The sequence below is a fragment of the Streptococcus sp. SGI.013 genome (genome assembly GCF_050315295.1).
GTDB lineage: Bacteria > Bacillota > Bacilli > Lactobacillales > Streptococcaceae > Streptococcus > Streptococcus porcorum.
The window spans coordinates 1-16,215 of the sequence record NZ_JBNPOS010000038.1; the positions used below are offsets into that span (position 1 = coordinate 1).

The window sequence follows — 16,215 nt, forward strand, 5'->3', positions numbered from 1 at the left end:
AAAATACTTAGCAATAAAACAGGGGAATTGATAAAAGCCTCTGAAAAATCAGAGGTCTTCTTGTTGTCTTAACTCGTTCAATATATCTGCCACACTTTCAGAGGTTACTACCTCCCAAGGTCTGACAGGCTCATCAGGTAGGACAAAATCAAAGACCTTACCCTCTTTTCTGACAATGTTGACCTTGTTGCCTGTAATATATCCTCCATCTATCGCCTGTTTTAATTCGTCATAATGTAACATAGTTTATTACCTCCTACTTATTTATTCGCAAAAAGTCTGTTTTTTTTGAATTAAAACTGGAAATAATATCTAAAAATCTGTATTTTTACTGTATTCTACTGTTTCCTACTGTATCTTGAGTACGAAAAAAAGCCCCTAGGTTGTTACACCTAAGGGCTTTCTGTGTCTTATCTTAAACTGGTTTTTTTGAAAGTGTGTAGGTTACTCCATTGATAGAAATTTCAATCCCCTCAATGTTGACCTCGATCTTGTCTGTGCTACCGACATCTGTGACGGTAGCAGTATCATACTTGGCTAGTGATCCATTTTCAGCCTCAATGGCTTTCAGACGGCTTGACATACCTACCAGGTAATTATCATAGCCTGTAGCAGCGTAGTCATAGACTGCACCGCCTGTCTTAAACATGCCTTTGATAGCCTCGCTAAAGGTTTTGGCTCCTGAAACCTTGTAGCTACCTCCTGAACGTAGCAGGTAGAACCAATCTGTAAGAAAGTCATCTACAGAGGCATAGTGCATATAATGTCCACCCTCATTAGCTGGTCTTGCTGTTCCTTGGGTGACAGTCACACCACTTGGACGCTCTCCTTTGCCAGTCCATGTCATGCCTCCCCAGTTGTTATCTGCTTTACCTACGGCTGAGGTGCCCCAAAGCCCCTCAAAGTGTAGAACGGTGATAGCGTAACTAGGTAGGATATTGTGTTCCTTACACTTAGCAAGGATAACATCAAGGACAGATTTTTTCAGGATTGCACCGTTAAAGGACAAGTCACCTGCCTCTTTGACAATTTTTGGCTCTGTCACTTTACCAGTTGCCTCAGTTTCTTCCGTTTTAGTCTCAGTGGAGGAATTTACCACCTCGCTTTTTGGAGCGTCTGAGGGCGTTTTAGGGGTGTTTCCTGATGTGCTACCTTTCAGGATTTCGGTTACACGTTTTTGGACTGCGTCATAGTCAGGACCAAGGGATTTTTTACGGTCTTCACCGTTGCCATGTTTCCCCTGGATCACTTCTTGAGCCAGTTGGTCAATAGTCTTTTTAGGTGCCGTAGCTTTGCCATTGATGACTGCCATGACAGCCTCATATTGATTACCAAGAGCTGCTTTCCGCTGATCTCCGTTTCCGTATTTTCCAGCAAGAGTCTCTTTAACCAATGTATCAAGGGTTTTTCCTGATGTTGAGGGCGTACTTTGGTTAGCTAAGCGGTAAACATAGCAATACATCCAACCACTAGCTGCCGCTGTTTGATTGTAGTTGTTGATGGTAATGCTGTTGTTTGCATAGTTACAGTGGATGATATTATCTGGATCTACAAAAATACCAGTATGACCACCAGCGCCGCTAGACTGTCCACGACGGCCCCAGATAAAAATATCCCCACGCTTAGCGTCCCAGTCCTGATTTTCAGCAATCAACTTGTAGCCATTCTTGATGAGCCAATCATGCTCATATTCAGTATTGACCGCCCAACCTGCCGAGATAGCTCCTGCGCTCATCAGAGCGTAGTAGACAGAGCTAGAGCAATCGTAAGACCCTGGGCCGTTTCGGTAGTCCATGGAGTAGGTAACCTTGCCCACTCGTGCCGACATCCAGGCAATAGCTGCCTCAATATTTACTGCCATTGTCTTCCTCCTTTAGAAAAATTTGAATAAAAGGGGAAAGCATGAGGAGCAAAAAAGAAAGAGGCACTAATGATAGTGCCCCAAGAATTATCAAGATAATTTTTCCCAATTTCCTCATGCTATGCCTCCTATTTTGGATCGTTGTAGTTCATAGCTTGTTCACTATCAGACAGACCTGATGTGGTAGGGTCAGATACGACCCCAAGCAATACAAGCAAGGTAAGAGCTGTGTTGGCTACATCATTGATGTTATCAGGCAATTTCAATCCTAGCTGTTGAGCTAGCAAGATTGCTGTGGCAATGATTGCAGCTAGAGTAGCTTTATTCTTAAAGCGTAGTTTCCAGTTAATCTTCATCACTTCAATTCCTTTCTTTGATCATGGTCTTTAGCTCTCTGACATCCTCTGTCAAGTTCTTCATCTGTTCGGTCATGGCAACAAGAGCCTGATTTTGTTTATCATGGTCATCTAGTCGACGTGTATGGTCTTTGATGGTTTGCTCTAAGAAAGAGATTTTAAGCTCAAGAGTATTGACCTTTGTAGCTTGTTCAATACTCTTAGCTTTCAACACATTATAGAAACCATATACCGTGATGACAAAACCCCCAATGGTAATCAGCATTTGGTATTCAGGTCTCAAATGTTACTCCTCCTTTGGTTCAGCGGCTTGTTCTGATAGTACCTCAACGACTACTTCTCGTAGGTTGAAAAGTTTCGGCACTTGATCAACAGTGTAAGTTCCAGCAACTACAAGAGCTACCCAAGATTTGACAATTTGATGTTTTTTAGTGAATTTCATTGTAAAAGTTCCTTTCTTGATTAAAGCAGTACCCAAAATTAGGTTACTCAGTAAGTTCTTCATGTGTTCCCTCCTCTACTTCTTCAACTGGAGAAATATTAGCAAGAACACCCATAACAAGTTCTGTCAATTCAGATACAGCCCTGTTGACCGCCTGCTCATTCTTAACAGTCCCCAGCCTTGCCTCCTCTGTGGCTTGTTCAAGGTCTTTGATGGCCTTTTGAGACTTCTCAATCAGCTCATCATACTTAGCGATTTTTTCGCCAATCTCATTGAACTTCTCATTTTCAGCACGCATAGGAAAATTTTCCTGATAAATGACTTCCAGAGCTAACTCAAGGAGCTCCGTATTAGATAGGTCAATCTTGTCAGGAGGTAAAAAAATAGGCACGCTAGCACCATCTGAATTGACTAGCATGACCTTGGTGGCGGACGCTGTACCACTAGCGTCATATTCTTGTGATTTTGAACCATATTCAAATTTCATGGTATTTCCTTTCTTTTATGGATAAGGATCATTAGTGACATAGGTTAGAGTGCCAGTGTACACATGTTGTCCACTAGTTCCATTTGTAAATCTAATTTTTCCATCAGATGAAAAATGCAATACAGATGGAGATTTTGTAAATGATCTTGAATTTGGCACAATAACCATGTGTACTTCTGCGGTTGGTCTATATCCACTGGGGATAGTTTCTAACATCTCACGATATTCAAATACATCAATATTTGTAATTCGTCTGTTAAGTGTGATTGTTACTAGATTGTCTTTCCTTGTTATTGTGGCGTTTAGACCGTACGGCATACCTTGTGTAACAGTCCGCAGCGGTTTCTCTTGTAGCATTGGATGATTAGCTTTTGCATATTCTTCCCATCCATACCATGTCGAATTACTTCTCAAACGCACAAAAGTCCTCCTAGGAGAATCACGTTCTGTATAGATTTGAAGAATTTGGGAGCCGTTATTTGCTGAATATACTTGTAAAATTCCCCATACTGCGGACGGAGCGTTAGGAGTAGCTGTATTATTTTGCACTCCTTTATGATATATTCCAGTCTTTATGTTAGTGTCAAAATCAGTATAGTAGTCATTGATAATATATCCATCATTGCTTGTCAACTGATGTTGCTGTATCTGCTTATCATTCGCATAGATGTCACCCTTAACATCAAGTGCCCCACGTTCCCTAATTTTGTTGATACCAACCCCTGACCTGTCATAAGAAAAGACCACACTTTCTGTGGCCACATTTACAGCAAACTCAGTCTGAGTAAATTTGTCAGCAAGAGTGCCAATGACAACCCAAGACTGATTAGCTACATAGGTACCTGACAGGTTAGCCTGTGAGTTGGTAAGGCTTGCTAAACTTGTCCATGAACCAGCTGCTGAGCCTGTATCAGCCGTGTAGGTTGTAGTTCCTAATCTAGCAACTTTGAAAGAGAGTGTCATGGTATTCTTTTGAGCACCGCCAACCGTTAAAGGCGCTACTCTAGCATTTCTTGTGACAGTCAAGGTACTAGAGGTTGACCCTGTTCTTGCAACACTAAAACTAAGGGCTGGGGCAAAATACTCAAGCACAGTCACAGATACATCTCTAGTATCTGACCAACGACCACGACTGTCAGAGACACTAGCTCTGACTGTGATGGTTCCGTTGTAGTTCATAATTCCCAAAGTGCCACCATTCACATTGGTTGTTTGATTTTTTCCGACTATCTCTGCTTTATAGCCTGTGATAGTTGATCCGTAGGAACCTGCTCCACCATTAAAAGTGACCTTGATATTAGAAATGACCTGAATAAAAGTATTACCTGGTATCAAGGATTGGGCAGCTGTGTTATGGTCAGCTAAAGTAATCCCTGTAAAAGTTGGTTTCATACTAGCTGGCACACTAGCTGTCAAAGTTGTTGACTGCGTCCCTGTCTTGGTTGAACCTGAGTAGGTATCGACGTAGATTGTACCTGTGCCACTCGTAGAGTTTGGAATGTCATTAGCAAAATCAAGAGGGATAGTCCACGTTGTGGAAGTATCTACATTGCTTGCTATTGTTCCTGATTTGTTACCCCAATGGTAGCGGACAGTATGCTTAAAACTAGAGCTTTGACGATTGATATTGATAGTAACTGCACTACCAATAACACCAGAGCCGACGCTTACAGAGCTGGAACGTGGGATAGTCGCCAATCCATGAGACCAGCTCCCTGAGGCGTTACCAAAGTTTAAAGTTGAGTAACTAATATTGCTCATATTAGAACTCAAGCTAATTCCTGCTGATTTTGTTCCGTCAGCATTGTGACCCACTCTAAACTGTACTGAGCCTAAATGCTTTTTGGAGCCATTGAGGTATAGAGGACCTACGGCAATAGTTTGAGATTGACCGTCACAGGTTACCGTGACTGTGTTGCCGTAAGTATTTCCAAACTGAATGCTCCACCCAGCGTCCATACCTATCCAGACATCAACCTTAATGACTGAGCTATTTCCAGCTATGTCTTGGCTGACCGTTGAGGATGAACCTTCAAGATAGCCTCGCCAGTTCCCTGAGTATCGAAAAACTGCCATACTTTCAAAATTTCCTTTCTACCCTACATACCTAATGACATTCATGTCAGCGTTGAGATGGTACTGCTCCTCTCTGAACCGTCCGATCTGAATAGTCTTAGAGAAAATACCGTTTTCAATGTGGATAACACCTTGACTGATGTACATAACCTCAACACCTGCTGAGAACATGGAAATACGGCCGTTAGGATTGAACATCATACTTGAACTACCGTCATTTTTACCAATCACCAGTCCCTCATTTGATGAACTCATGTAGGTATCAATGAAATTCCAGCGGTCAGAAAGCTCTCCAAGGTTTTTAGCAATCGTGGAAACACGTTGACTAGCTGAAATCAAATCCTTTTCAGCCTGTGCCCTAGCCGTGTCATTGGCTTTGACAAAGTCCTGATAGGCTTTAATCCAGTTATCCAACGTATCAGCGCTAGCCTTAGCCTCTAATTCAGCTTGGATAATACCTGCTTTCTCGTTAAGGGCGTTGAGCTGTTCTTGGGTTAGAACTTGGTCAGCTTTGGTATTTATTGAGCTTTCTAAATCTAGGTAGGAAGGCCTCCAAGGAAGTTCAACATTCCCATCACTAAGTATCATGTCGGCTATGTAAATTTCTATTCCTGCAGGTAGATACCAGAAATATGGCATAAATGAGCAAAGAGATATAGGTATGAACGAATAGGAAACTCTTTGCCACTCTCCTTGCTTAATGGAGCTAACGCTCCAACTAGTATCTCGGTGCTGATGGACTCTATCTCCTGTTCCACTCCAAGTAGCTGAATAGCTCCCGATTACTTGATGATGCCCAAGAGAATTATACGAGAAGGGGATAGAGACTGAACTCCAAACTGAAAATGTAAAAGTATATCTACGATTCGGAAATAAGTTATAAGTAGGTCCTTGACCGTCAGGATTTTCATTAGAATTTAGCCATACACCATTATTTCGGTCAGCTACTGAGCTAGCAATAGCTATTCTGTACGCATCTTTTCCATCTTTTCGCTCTACAGACAGAGTGGCGGACGAGGATTTTCCAAAAAATCTCATATTTTCAGAACTTACTGCCGTCCATCTCATTAAGTTTTCATTTCCGACCTCAATCTTCGCCCATCTATCCGCCCAGCTGTACTTGGTCTTATCTGTACTATCGGCTTGCGTATAGTCCGAGTAATGACCGATATACCGCTGACCATTGTCAGATGTTGTAAGACCAGTACCGTCTGCGTTGTCAGAGTAAGCAAAGTGGACATAAGGTGTACGACCATCTGCACCTTTAGGGCCTGGCACACCTTGAGCACCTGTATCTCCCTTATCACCTTTCCACTTGGTCCAACGATAACTGGCAGGATTGGTGCTATCTGTGGCAGTAAAATCTTGATACATTCCGATATAGACCTTGGATTGGTCTGTTTGGCTAAAACCACTACCAGAGGAAGTATCAGCATAGGCAATGTGGGTGTACTGGGTTCTCCCATCTGCTCCCTTAGCTCCAGGGATACCTTGGTCACCTTTGGGACCTTGAATACCCTGTAAGCCTTGCGGACCCGTAGCTCCTCGGTCGCCTTTATCTCCTTTAATTAATGACCATTTGTATCTTGATGGGTCTGTACTGTCACTTTGTGTGTAATCGGTGTATTGACCGATATAAGTCTTGCCGTTGCTGTCAGCGATACTAAAACCCTGTGTACCAGTGGCATTAGTCGCATAAGCTAGATGCAGATATGGAGTACGACCATCAGCGCCTTTGGCACCAGGTACACCTTGAGCGCCGTCAGCTCCTTTGATTAAGGTCCAGTGGTACTTAGATGGTGTAGTGCTGTCAGCCTCAATATTGTCAACATACATGCCCATATACGTTTTGTTTGTACTGTCAGATATGCTAAATCCCTGTGTACCTGTCGAATTTGTGGCATAAGCAATATGCGTATAGCTGGATTTTCCATCTGCTCCTTTCTCACCTTGGATACCCATATCTCCTTTTGGACCTTGCAAACCTTGTAGCCCACGCTCTCCCTGGTCACCCTTTGGGCCAGTATCGCCTTTATCCCCCTTTGCACCAGTTTCACCCATTTTAGCTACAGAAAAACCAGTCTCGCTGGTATTGTCTGTATAGCTCCATGTGGTTTTAGTCCAAAGGTACTGACCAGGGGAAACGCTAGGGATTTGAGAAGACCAACCGCTTGTAGGTGGGACAGTGCCTGATGTAGAGCCAGCATAGACTACTGTAGTTGTTCGGATACCAACTCCGTCTTTACCAGCGATACCATCACGCCCAGTATTTCCGTCTTGGCCAATCCTAGCTACTGAGTAGCCTGTCTCTGATGTACTGTCCGAATAGTTCCAGACTGTCTTAGTCCAAAGATATTGTCCAGGAGGGACTGTTGGAACAGAACTAGCCCAACCTGTGCTAGGGGCATTTGTTCCTGAGCTAGATGAGGCATAGGTAATGACTGTAGATTGTAAGCCTACACCATTCTTACCAGCAATACCATCACGCCCAGGGTCTCCTTTATCACCTTTTAGACCGTCAGAGGCATTTAGGAAAGTGATTTGTTCAGAGGCTACTTCTTGATTATCAATCCATGCAGCGATTGTCAGCACCATAGTCTGATTGATGTCAGCAGCTTTGACAATATATGTAGGACTAGTTGCTTTAATCTCACCATTGACAACCCAACGCCAGCCACTATTGATGACTCTGTTACCTTTCATGAGGGTAGGTGTCACAACTGATTGTCCTTGCCCATTCTTAAAGGCTGTACCGTTATTGGTGGACACCTTTACGGTATAAGGCTTAGCGTCTTCAATCATACGATCCAGACGCTCCTGGATACCCTGAGACAAGAGATTTTCAAGCGCCTTAGCATTTGAAAAGGTTGTCTTATTGTTCTTAGGGTTGGTAAAGCTAATAGTTTGTTCAGATACCCTCATTTCAAGCAATAGAACAGGACTAAAGCCGTCATCATAAACTTGGACAGTGTCCCCTATTTCAAGGTCAGCAAAACCCTCAGCCTCGTAAGTAACAGCTGGATAGCAGTTCTTTTTAAGTTCACGGTAAGCAGTTGAGCGGATAACCTCAGGATTTGAACTCTCTACAGTCATATCCTTTCTTATCCACTGGTCACCCATTGTGCTACTTGTAAAGGCTGCTGGATACATCTGCATAGAAAGAGGAGCATATAGCCCCTCTCCTGCCTGATAAAATTCACGTTCCCCTTTAGAGTTTTTGACAGACCATGCACCAAGACCTGAGATAGTGACAGTTTTACCGTCTTCAGTTCTTCCAGTTGGTCTAATCATGTTGTAGACATTAGTTTTATCAACTGTCCTAGTAAGTGCCTTGAGGTTTTTGCCATACTTCAAAATAGTAGGACTGACACGCCCTACTCCTTGATGATCGTCATCATTCTCATGATAGACATTGACAACAAAAGACTTGATGGAGCTATCAGCGTTGAGGTGGGTGTCAAATTCGATTTCTGCACCAAATTTCTTAGCTAGACTGAGCAAACGGTTCAGCTTTGTGTCTGTCCCTTCCCACTCAGCAGAGATTTTCTGAGTAGAAACCTCATTGACGCCAATTTTCAAGAATGTAAAGTTTAGCAAGTCCATAGCGTCACAGTATTCTTTGAAAGTCATAGCCTTAGGTGCTTTATATGGATTTGCATACTCATTGATAAGCTCAAGGTTCAGATTGATACCATAACACTTGATAACTTGCTCATTTTCCTCAATTTTGCGGATCGTGTGCAGATAAGTCTTGCCCTTGTACTGAAATGAAACAAAGGCTTTCTCATTCAGATAATTGTAGGCACGCTTACGCCCCACATCTGAAATGATGGCTTTTTTGAATACTGTGAAATCAAATGTACTAGAACCTGTTTCAAGGTACCTAGTCCAGCTATCGTTGAAATAATTCAACGTAGCCTGTTTATCATTATCAATAAAAGCAACTTTTCTCAAACTTGCGTCATGGATTGTCAATAACATAAGCTATAAGTACCTTTCTTCAAATTCTATCTTGACCGTGGGCTTTGTCCTGACCCAACTTGAGGAATAGACCTCAAGAGTAGACCTACCAGGTGGAATAGTAAGAAACGTGGAGCCGTGGACAATGTCCACAATACGCTCCAAGCCGTCCACAGTAACTGTGTCATTTTCGCTATTAAGCACCACATTTGAGCCGATAGGGTAGCGGTTAGGTATGTCTTTAGTGACTGCTACAAAATCCTTGCGGTAAAAAATACTATCCAAGTACATCCTAGCTACCAATGGCTTATTACCCAAGGCCCCAAATGCTACATGGACTTTAGCTGACTTTCTACCCTTGATTTCAGGGATAACAAAAGTATTGTAAGACCCCCACCAAAAGACAGTTACCTTGTCATCATTTCGCTTGAGGTCTGACCAACCTCTAGGCTCATTAAATGGATTTTGGCTATCTAAGTGAGTTCCAGTGAAAGTCCACTGTTTAATCATGTTGTATCCACCTTTACCATCAGCAGCCATAAAGTTATACTCACAGCCTAGACCGTTATAACGCTTAAAGGTTTCCACTCCATACAAAAACCGCCCCTGCTCATCAGAGACGGTCAGCTTGATAAAGCCGTATTGGTTAGCGGCACCAAGCCAAAAAACCTGACGCCACCAGATGTAATCATTCAGAGAGCCTGTAGCCCCTGAGCTATCCGCTGGGATATTCCATGTCAAACTACCTGCATTGTTTCCAGTCGTGCCTCCTGGGTTCTGCAAAAACAAATGAGGGCGACCTTGCCAGTTCACACTTGCCACAGTTCCTCTGAGGTTTTGCATGGTGTCATTCAAAATAGCCACGTTCTTAGTAGCTGCACTAAGACCATTTGTGATTTTACTGTCACGGTAGTCAAAGAGTAGCTCAGACTGTTTAGCTTGCACAGTATCAGCCTCCTCACGGTCACCAACCTCAAGAGCACCGCTGGTATTGACTAAACCAATGTAGCCATTCTCAGCATTATTCTTGACAGTAACCACAGGGAAAGCTGGCACGTTGCCGTCATTGATTAGGTTAAAAACAATCTTGTCAGCTGATACCGTGCCATTATCAAAAACACGGTAAGTAGTACTATGTGCCACGCCATCAGGAATAAGGAACTCAAATTCTCCCTTTTGGAACCACCTTGTCACATTATCCATGTCCACAGAACCTGTAACAAGTCCCATATAATACTTATCAGGCTCATCAGAAATAACAATTCTGACAGCCTCAGAGGTATTGAATACCCCTGCCAAAATGTGTTTAGCTTGTTCAAGTGTCATGCCATCTCTTTCTTGCATGGCAAACTTGACCTTGATAAACTTAGCCCCTGTCCTTACTTCTTGCAAGTTCACTCCCAAGAGTGGAGCGTCATTGGTTTCAATGCTACGCTCATTTCCAACAGGGCGGATAATTTCAATAATTCGGATAACCTCAGAGAGGTCAAATCCGTTAATAGTGATAGTGTCATTATTCATCAGACAATCCCCCTCATCATGTTATCAATCTTAATTTTGTCATTTTGGTAGTTCGTCATTGGTTGTCCAATCTTAGCAACAAGAGTACCATCATCAAGAACCATGTTAACAGGACGCTTGACGGCTTGCTCAGCAACTTCAAGAGCTCTGGTGAGCGCTTGGTCTGCTTGGTCTCTGATAATCTCAATTTGGCTCATTTCTGCACGCTCTGTGATGGATTTGAGCTTGAATTGACTAGACAGAGAGCTATTACCTAAACCAAGCAACTCCTCAGCACCAAACTTAAAGGCTGACATCTCTTTTTGGACATAGGCAAGGCTATCAGTCACATCAGATGTATTCTTTTCAATACCTACAGCGATACCTTGGGCAATGTATCGACCTACATTATCCCTGAATAGCCGTGATGGTGAATGAATTTTGGCTTTAGCCTGTGCCGCTCTCTCAGCCTGTGCTACTAAAGCATTAGCTGCGGCTGTTACAGCTCCCAAAGCTGAATACATACCTTGAGCTAAGCCTTGCCCAATCATAGCACCAACACCACGCATGGCTCCAGCTCCAGCCATTGCTGTTGAGCGGATTGCGTTTACCATGGCAGACATTGCAGCCGTAGCTGATCCAATACCAGAACGGATACCATTTGTCACACCATTTGAAACGCCACGCCCTGCTTGCTGTCCTGCTTGCGTCATTTGACTTGCTGACTGCCTTACCACAGATACCATCTGTTGCATACTAGAACGCATGGTAGATACTGCTTGAGTCATGGCAGAGCGTACAGCAGAGTTAAGCTGAGTCATTGCTGATGTTGCAGCACTTGAAATGTTTGCAAAACCTGAGGCAACCATAGGAGCTGATGTAGCTAGTTGCATGATTGATGTCCGTGCCATCATTGATGATGTGGTAATAGCTGTAAATCTAGCTGGTACCGTTCCAAGTATGCCACCAAGGGCACCTATAACAGCAGATACTGCTGAGAAACCTGCTGACATTGCAGAGGCTCCAGCTTGAGCCATCATCATTGAGGCTGACAATGCCGTTAATCGACCTTGCAAAGCAGAAATACTAGCAGTTGACCCTGCCAAGCCTGCAAAAGAGGTCATGACTGCACTTGCAAAAGACATCATGGCAGAGCCAGCTGTAGTCATTGCACTTGGTAAAGTTCCAATGCTTGAGCTCAGGGAACTAAAGGCAGCAGGTAAGGCTTGCATTGCCACACTTGCCACTTGTGCTGATGTTGCAATTAGTCTAAGTCCAGTTCCTGCCTGTTGCAATCCTGGTCCTGCTGAGGCAATACCTGAGCCAGCAATAGCCGTCAAACCAGTAGCAACTGCCGCCAAGGTTCCGACCAAGTCCCCTAGTTTTAGATCAACTAACATCTTGATACCTTGAGCCATCAACTTAACGCCTTGACCTGCGTTTTTGGCCGCATTACCCATACTCTCAAAAATGCCAGCCACACCATCAAGCACATTGCGGATAGCAGAACCAAAAGACTCTACCACACTACCAGCACTCTCTAAGATTGAGCTGACCTGTTCCCCAAACGTTTGGAGTAGTTGAGTCAAACTATCAATAATAGGGCTAATCTGACTGATGAGATTGTTGAAAGCCTCGACCAATGACTGCAATACTGGAGCGACCGCTTGAACCATTTGGGTAATAGCTGGAATAAATGGAGCTAAAGCCTGAACGATTTGGACAATAGCATTAGAAACTACTGTCACGACCTGCACAAAGGCGTTAGAGATAATGGCTACAATAGGGGTCACAGCCGTAGCAATTTGGGCAATACCAGAACTGATAGCAGTAATGACTTGGCTCAATGCCGTACCTAGTGCTGTGATGACTGGAGCAAGGCTACTGAATGAGCTGACAATCATACTGATTGCTGCCCCTGCCGCTATAATCACAGGAGATAGCATAGCAAAAGCTGAGGCAATGGTAGGTAACACAGGGGCTACAATAACCAAAGCCTGGGCCAAGCCTTGTAGTGCTAGATTGAGGATAGTCCCTATAGCAGTACCAACGCTGACAATAACACTCCCCACACCTTGTAGGATTGTAGCTATCCCTTGTCCTTGCATACCCATTAGGGCAAAGGCTGCACCAAGTGCCAAGATAGGTACTGCCAAGGCTGCGATAGTGGCAGGATTGACCATAGCCAAGCCTTGACCAATACCACGAAAAGCGGCACCTATTCCCTGTCCAATTCCTCTAGCGGCAGTTGCTACACTTTGGCCAAGGCTACGGATAATTGAGACCACGCTTGCGCTAGCTGACCTAACAACTGATGTGGCACCACTCACACCGCTTGTGGCATTTTGCTTGAATAGGTTGAACGGGTTAAAAGACTTCAAAAAGTTAAAAGCCTTGAACCCTGCTACTAAACCGACCAAGCCACCTACAATCGCTTGAATTGCTCCAGCAGGTAGTGAGCTGATAAAGTTAGCCGCTACCGTTGCAGCCTGTGAAAGCCACTTGACCACATTTCCAAGTACACTAGCTAAAGTGTTTAGAACGCTTGAGGCAGTCAAGCTATCCCATACATGACCTAAAGCACCAGCGATACTCTGGATAGCTCCAACAAAAGCAGTAACTGCCCCTGTATTGGAAAAAGCTGTCCAGAAAGTCTGAACCTTAGAAACCACATTTGAGATAGTGCTGCTAACCTTTGAGATAATACCCTCAATATCAAGATTACCGAGTGCGTCACCTATTTTGCCAGCAAAGGAAGTTACAGAATTGATAAGCTCAATCAGTTTAGGTTTGGCTTTATCTACAACATTTAGAAGACCGCTGACAATAGTTGCCTGTAAGTTACCTATCGCTCCCTCAAATTTTGCTGTAGAAGTAGCTGCCTCTTTTGCAACATCTGTCATACCTAAGTCAGTAATAGCTTGGTTAAATTCTTCCGCTGTAATCTGACCTTTTTCCATAGCCTCACGAAAATTACCAGTATATGCTCCATTTTTTAGCATTGCCTCTTGTAACTTTCCGCTTGCACCAGGGATAGCGTCTGCAAGTTGATTCCAGTTTTCAGTGGTTAGTTTTCCAGCCCCTGCTGTCTGGGTCATAACCATACCAACTGTTTTGAAAGTATTTGCATTACCACCAGCTACAGCGTTCAAGTTCCCTGCTGCTTGTGTCAGTTCTGTATAGTTTTTAATACCATTTGAGGCTAATTGAGCTGTTGTGTTTGCTACATCATTGATGTCATAAACAGTTTGGTCAGCATATTCTTTGACATCAGCTCTAGCTTTCTTGATAGTTGCACTATCGTATCCACCAAAACTCATAGTAGACTCAAATTTCTGTAGACCGTCGCTAGCAGACATAGCCTCTCTTGCGAGATTTTGGATATTACCAGTAACAACACCTATACCAGTAGTGAGAGCAGAACTAATCAGGTTAGCTCCTAGAACCGACTTAAAAACAGACCCAACTTTTGAGCCTGTTCTTTCTAGTCCACCTAACAAGGTCTTTAGTTTTCCAACCCCTGACTGGGCACTAGAACCGTCTAGGTCAACCTTGATAGTAACTGAACCATCTGCCATAGTTTTCTCTCCTTTCCTGATTAGTAGTCAAAATCTTTTGGTAGTGCATACTCTTTCTTGAGCCGTTTCATGCTCTCTTTATACTTCTTACTATCGCCTTTTTGTGGCTTATAAGAGCGTATTTTGAGCACCTCAGCAAACTTAGTATCACTAGGTAGCCCATTTAGTAAGGCGTTGAATTTTTTCCAATGCAAGTTGTTCTGAGCGTCAATCAAATCAATACCGTAGGCTTGCATGAATGATGAGTAAATATACTCAGCGTCATACTTCAAGCTAAAGAGGCGCTCGCCGTCTTCTGATTGACTTTTAGAGCGTATCTTACTCTTGATTGGATTGCCTGCTAGGTCAAGCACTGGGGCGGTTTCTTTAGCTGGAATAATTCTGATGTGTTCTTCAAAAATTAGCTTAAAGATGGCTGTTGCTTGTTCAGGGGTCAGAGCCTCTGTAAAATCAACATCAGTAAACATCTGAATAGCTATATAAGGCTTGTAGATGTCATCAAACTCATCATCATTGATCAGCTCCATAACTTTCAAAACCTTGTTAAAAGCTATATTCATTGGGTACACATCATCACCAAGGACTAACTCATCTGTCAATTTCCTTGATAAGTCCAGCATATCAGTCACCTAGATATTTCTTGAGTGCGTCACCGTTATTACGTTTTTCCCATTCGCTTACAACTCCTGAGATTGTTTCCAGCAAGTAGACCATAGTGTCAACTGTAGACTCATCAGAGTAAGCGTAAACCTTGTTGTATGCCTCCTCTTCAAATAGGTCAACCCATGACTCTTTCACCATAGTTTGCAAAGCGTCAAAGGCTTTCTCATCTTCGGTATCTGCTACTTTCTGACCTTCAACTTTTAACTTTTTACCAACCGCCTCCATGTTGCGGATGTTTTTGTCATTGGCTAAAAATTCAAGGGTAAAACCATCAAACTCCACAGGAATGACATTGCTACGCTTTTTAATTACTACCATTTGTTTTCTCCTACTAATCAAATTAAAAAAAGGGGAGTACATTCACTCCCCTAAGCTACTTTATCCACCGACTACAGCAGATTGTTTAGGTACTGAGTTCCAGCTGATCGTGCATTCAAAAGCCTCAAATTCAGACGCCTCACCGCCTCCGATTTTAATTTCAGATACAGTGGCAACTCCTGAATACTGTGTCTTACCATCAGGGTCAACAACTTTGAACCACACTTTACGCTGGTCTCCAGTTAAGAAACGCATATCAGCAATGATTTTCTGGGCTGCGTCTTCCTTGATGTAGTCACCCTCAAAGGTATAGCCATATTTGACAGATACCACGGTAGTTTCTGGCGTGCCGTCACCGTTGTAGTATGCTACATCATCTGTTTCTTCGTCACTTTCGACCTCGGCGGTAGTGACACCGTCAGCAAGCCATTTCCAAGCGTCAGCTGCTGGCTCGGTTGCTGGTGCTGTTGATAGCCAAGGCGCTACATAGTGTTTACGCTTGGCGTTTTTCATTTTTGGCATTTAATTTCCTCCATTTGTTTCTAAACGTGCTGTAATATCCAGCATGTAAACATAAAAGCCTTGGTCATCACGGTCATTAAGGAATGGCTGTGAGACTTCAAGGCCCCTGAATTGATATGAATTGTTTTGACTAGGTAGCTCTAAGTTGAAATCAGCAAGAGCATAGTTGATAGCCCACAGGATAGAGCTTGTCTTTTGGTGATCAGTGGTTTTGATTGCCACTTCAAATACAAGACTAATATCTTGCTTGCCGTTCATGTACTCTTTTTCAATCTTGCCACCAGGTAACGGATAAAGGACTAAGCTCTCCGTCTCTGACAAGTAATCAAGCCTACAAGTCAGAGGTATGTTTAGTGTGTTGATGAAATCTCTAAGGACTTCTGAAAAATCGTTGTTGTTCATGCTTTAACTCCCATTGCTCTAAGACCAGTCTTACCCCAATCCTTAACATG

The 16,215-nt window shown here is 43.3% G+C and carries 14 protein-coding genes; all 14 read right to left on the bottom strand.

Annotated features, from left to right (window positions below; translation table 11 throughout):
• Positions 1-48: 48 nt before the first annotated feature.
• The 14 genes from ACQRDX_RS08270 to ACQRDX_RS08335 all read right to left on the bottom strand — a co-directional run bounded on the left by ACQRDX_RS08270 (position 49) and on the right by ACQRDX_RS08335 (position 16,165).
• Positions 49-243: a hypothetical protein gene (locus ACQRDX_RS08270; protein ID WP_029752057.1), complete on the bottom strand. Its 195-nt coding sequence runs from the start codon at positions 241-243 to the stop codon at positions 49-51.
• A 172-nt stretch (positions 244-415) separates the two neighbouring features.
• Positions 416-1,861, bottom strand: a complete 1,446-nt coding sequence (locus ACQRDX_RS08275; RefSeq protein WP_427896355.1) for a peptidoglycan amidohydrolase family protein — start codon at positions 1,859-1,861, stop codon at positions 416-418.
• Between the two features lie 128 nt (positions 1,862-1,989).
• Complete coding sequence (locus tag ACQRDX_RS08280; RefSeq protein WP_044673608.1) at positions 1,990-2,217, bottom strand: phage holin; 228 nt, start codon at positions 2,215-2,217, stop codon at positions 1,990-1,992.
• A 4-nt stretch (positions 2,218-2,221) separates the two neighbouring features.
• On the bottom strand, positions 2,222-2,500 hold the full coding sequence (locus ACQRDX_RS08285) for a DUF7365 family protein (protein WP_141666873.1): 279 nt from the start codon (positions 2,498-2,500) through the stop codon (positions 2,222-2,224).
• A 3-nt stretch (positions 2,501-2,503) separates the two neighbouring features.
• Positions 2,504-2,722: a hypothetical protein gene (locus tag ACQRDX_RS08290; RefSeq protein ID WP_044475373.1), complete on the bottom strand. Its 219-nt coding sequence runs from the start codon at positions 2,720-2,722 to the stop codon at positions 2,504-2,506.
• Positions 2,703-3,146, bottom strand: a complete 444-nt coding sequence (locus ACQRDX_RS08295; RefSeq protein ID WP_427896352.1) for a DUF1366 domain-containing protein — start codon at positions 3,144-3,146, stop codon at positions 2,703-2,705. Before ACQRDX_RS08295 ends, ACQRDX_RS08290 begins: the two co-directional genes overlap by 20 nt.
• Positions 3,147-3,161: 15 nt before the next feature.
• Positions 3,162-5,222: a DUF859 family phage minor structural protein gene (locus ACQRDX_RS08300; RefSeq protein WP_427896350.1), complete on the bottom strand. Its 2,061-nt coding sequence runs from the start codon at positions 5,220-5,222 to the stop codon at positions 3,162-3,164.
• An 18-nt stretch (positions 5,223-5,240) separates the two neighbouring features.
• Positions 5,241-9,203 carry a phage tail spike protein gene (locus ACQRDX_RS08305; RefSeq protein WP_427896348.1) on the bottom strand — a complete coding sequence of 1,321 codons (3,963 nt, stop codon included), beginning with the start codon at positions 9,201-9,203 and terminating at the stop codon, positions 5,241-5,243.
• A 3-nt stretch (positions 9,204-9,206) separates the two neighbouring features.
• Positions 9,207-10,703: a distal tail protein Dit gene (locus ACQRDX_RS08310; protein ID WP_427886307.1), complete on the bottom strand. Its 1,497-nt coding sequence runs from the start codon at positions 10,701-10,703 to the stop codon at positions 9,207-9,209.
• On the bottom strand, positions 10,703-14,260 hold the full coding sequence (locus ACQRDX_RS08315; protein ID WP_427896346.1) for a tape measure protein: 3,558 nt from the start codon (positions 14,258-14,260) through the stop codon (positions 10,703-10,705). The genes ACQRDX_RS08310 and ACQRDX_RS08315 overlap by 1 nt, the downstream gene beginning before the upstream one ends.
• A gap of 20 nt (positions 14,261-14,280) precedes the next feature.
• A complete protein-coding gene (locus ACQRDX_RS08320; protein WP_427896344.1) occupies positions 14,281-14,880 on the bottom strand; it encodes a Gp15 family bacteriophage protein in 600 nt (199 codons plus the stop codon).
• Between the two features lies 1 nt (position 14,881).
• Positions 14,882-15,241 (bottom strand): hypothetical protein, encoded by a 360-nt coding sequence (locus ACQRDX_RS08325; RefSeq protein WP_427886313.1) that lies wholly within the window; start codon positions 15,239-15,241, stop codon positions 14,882-14,884.
• A gap of 60 nt (positions 15,242-15,301) precedes the next feature.
• Positions 15,302-15,763, bottom strand: a complete 462-nt coding sequence (locus ACQRDX_RS08330; protein WP_044475366.1) for a phage tail tube protein — start codon at positions 15,761-15,763, stop codon at positions 15,302-15,304.
• Positions 15,764-16,165 carry a minor capsid protein gene (locus ACQRDX_RS08335; RefSeq protein WP_427896342.1) on the bottom strand — a complete coding sequence of 134 codons (402 nt, stop codon included), beginning with the start codon at positions 16,163-16,165 and terminating at the stop codon, positions 15,764-15,766.
• Positions 16,166-16,215 lie beyond the last annotated feature (50 nt).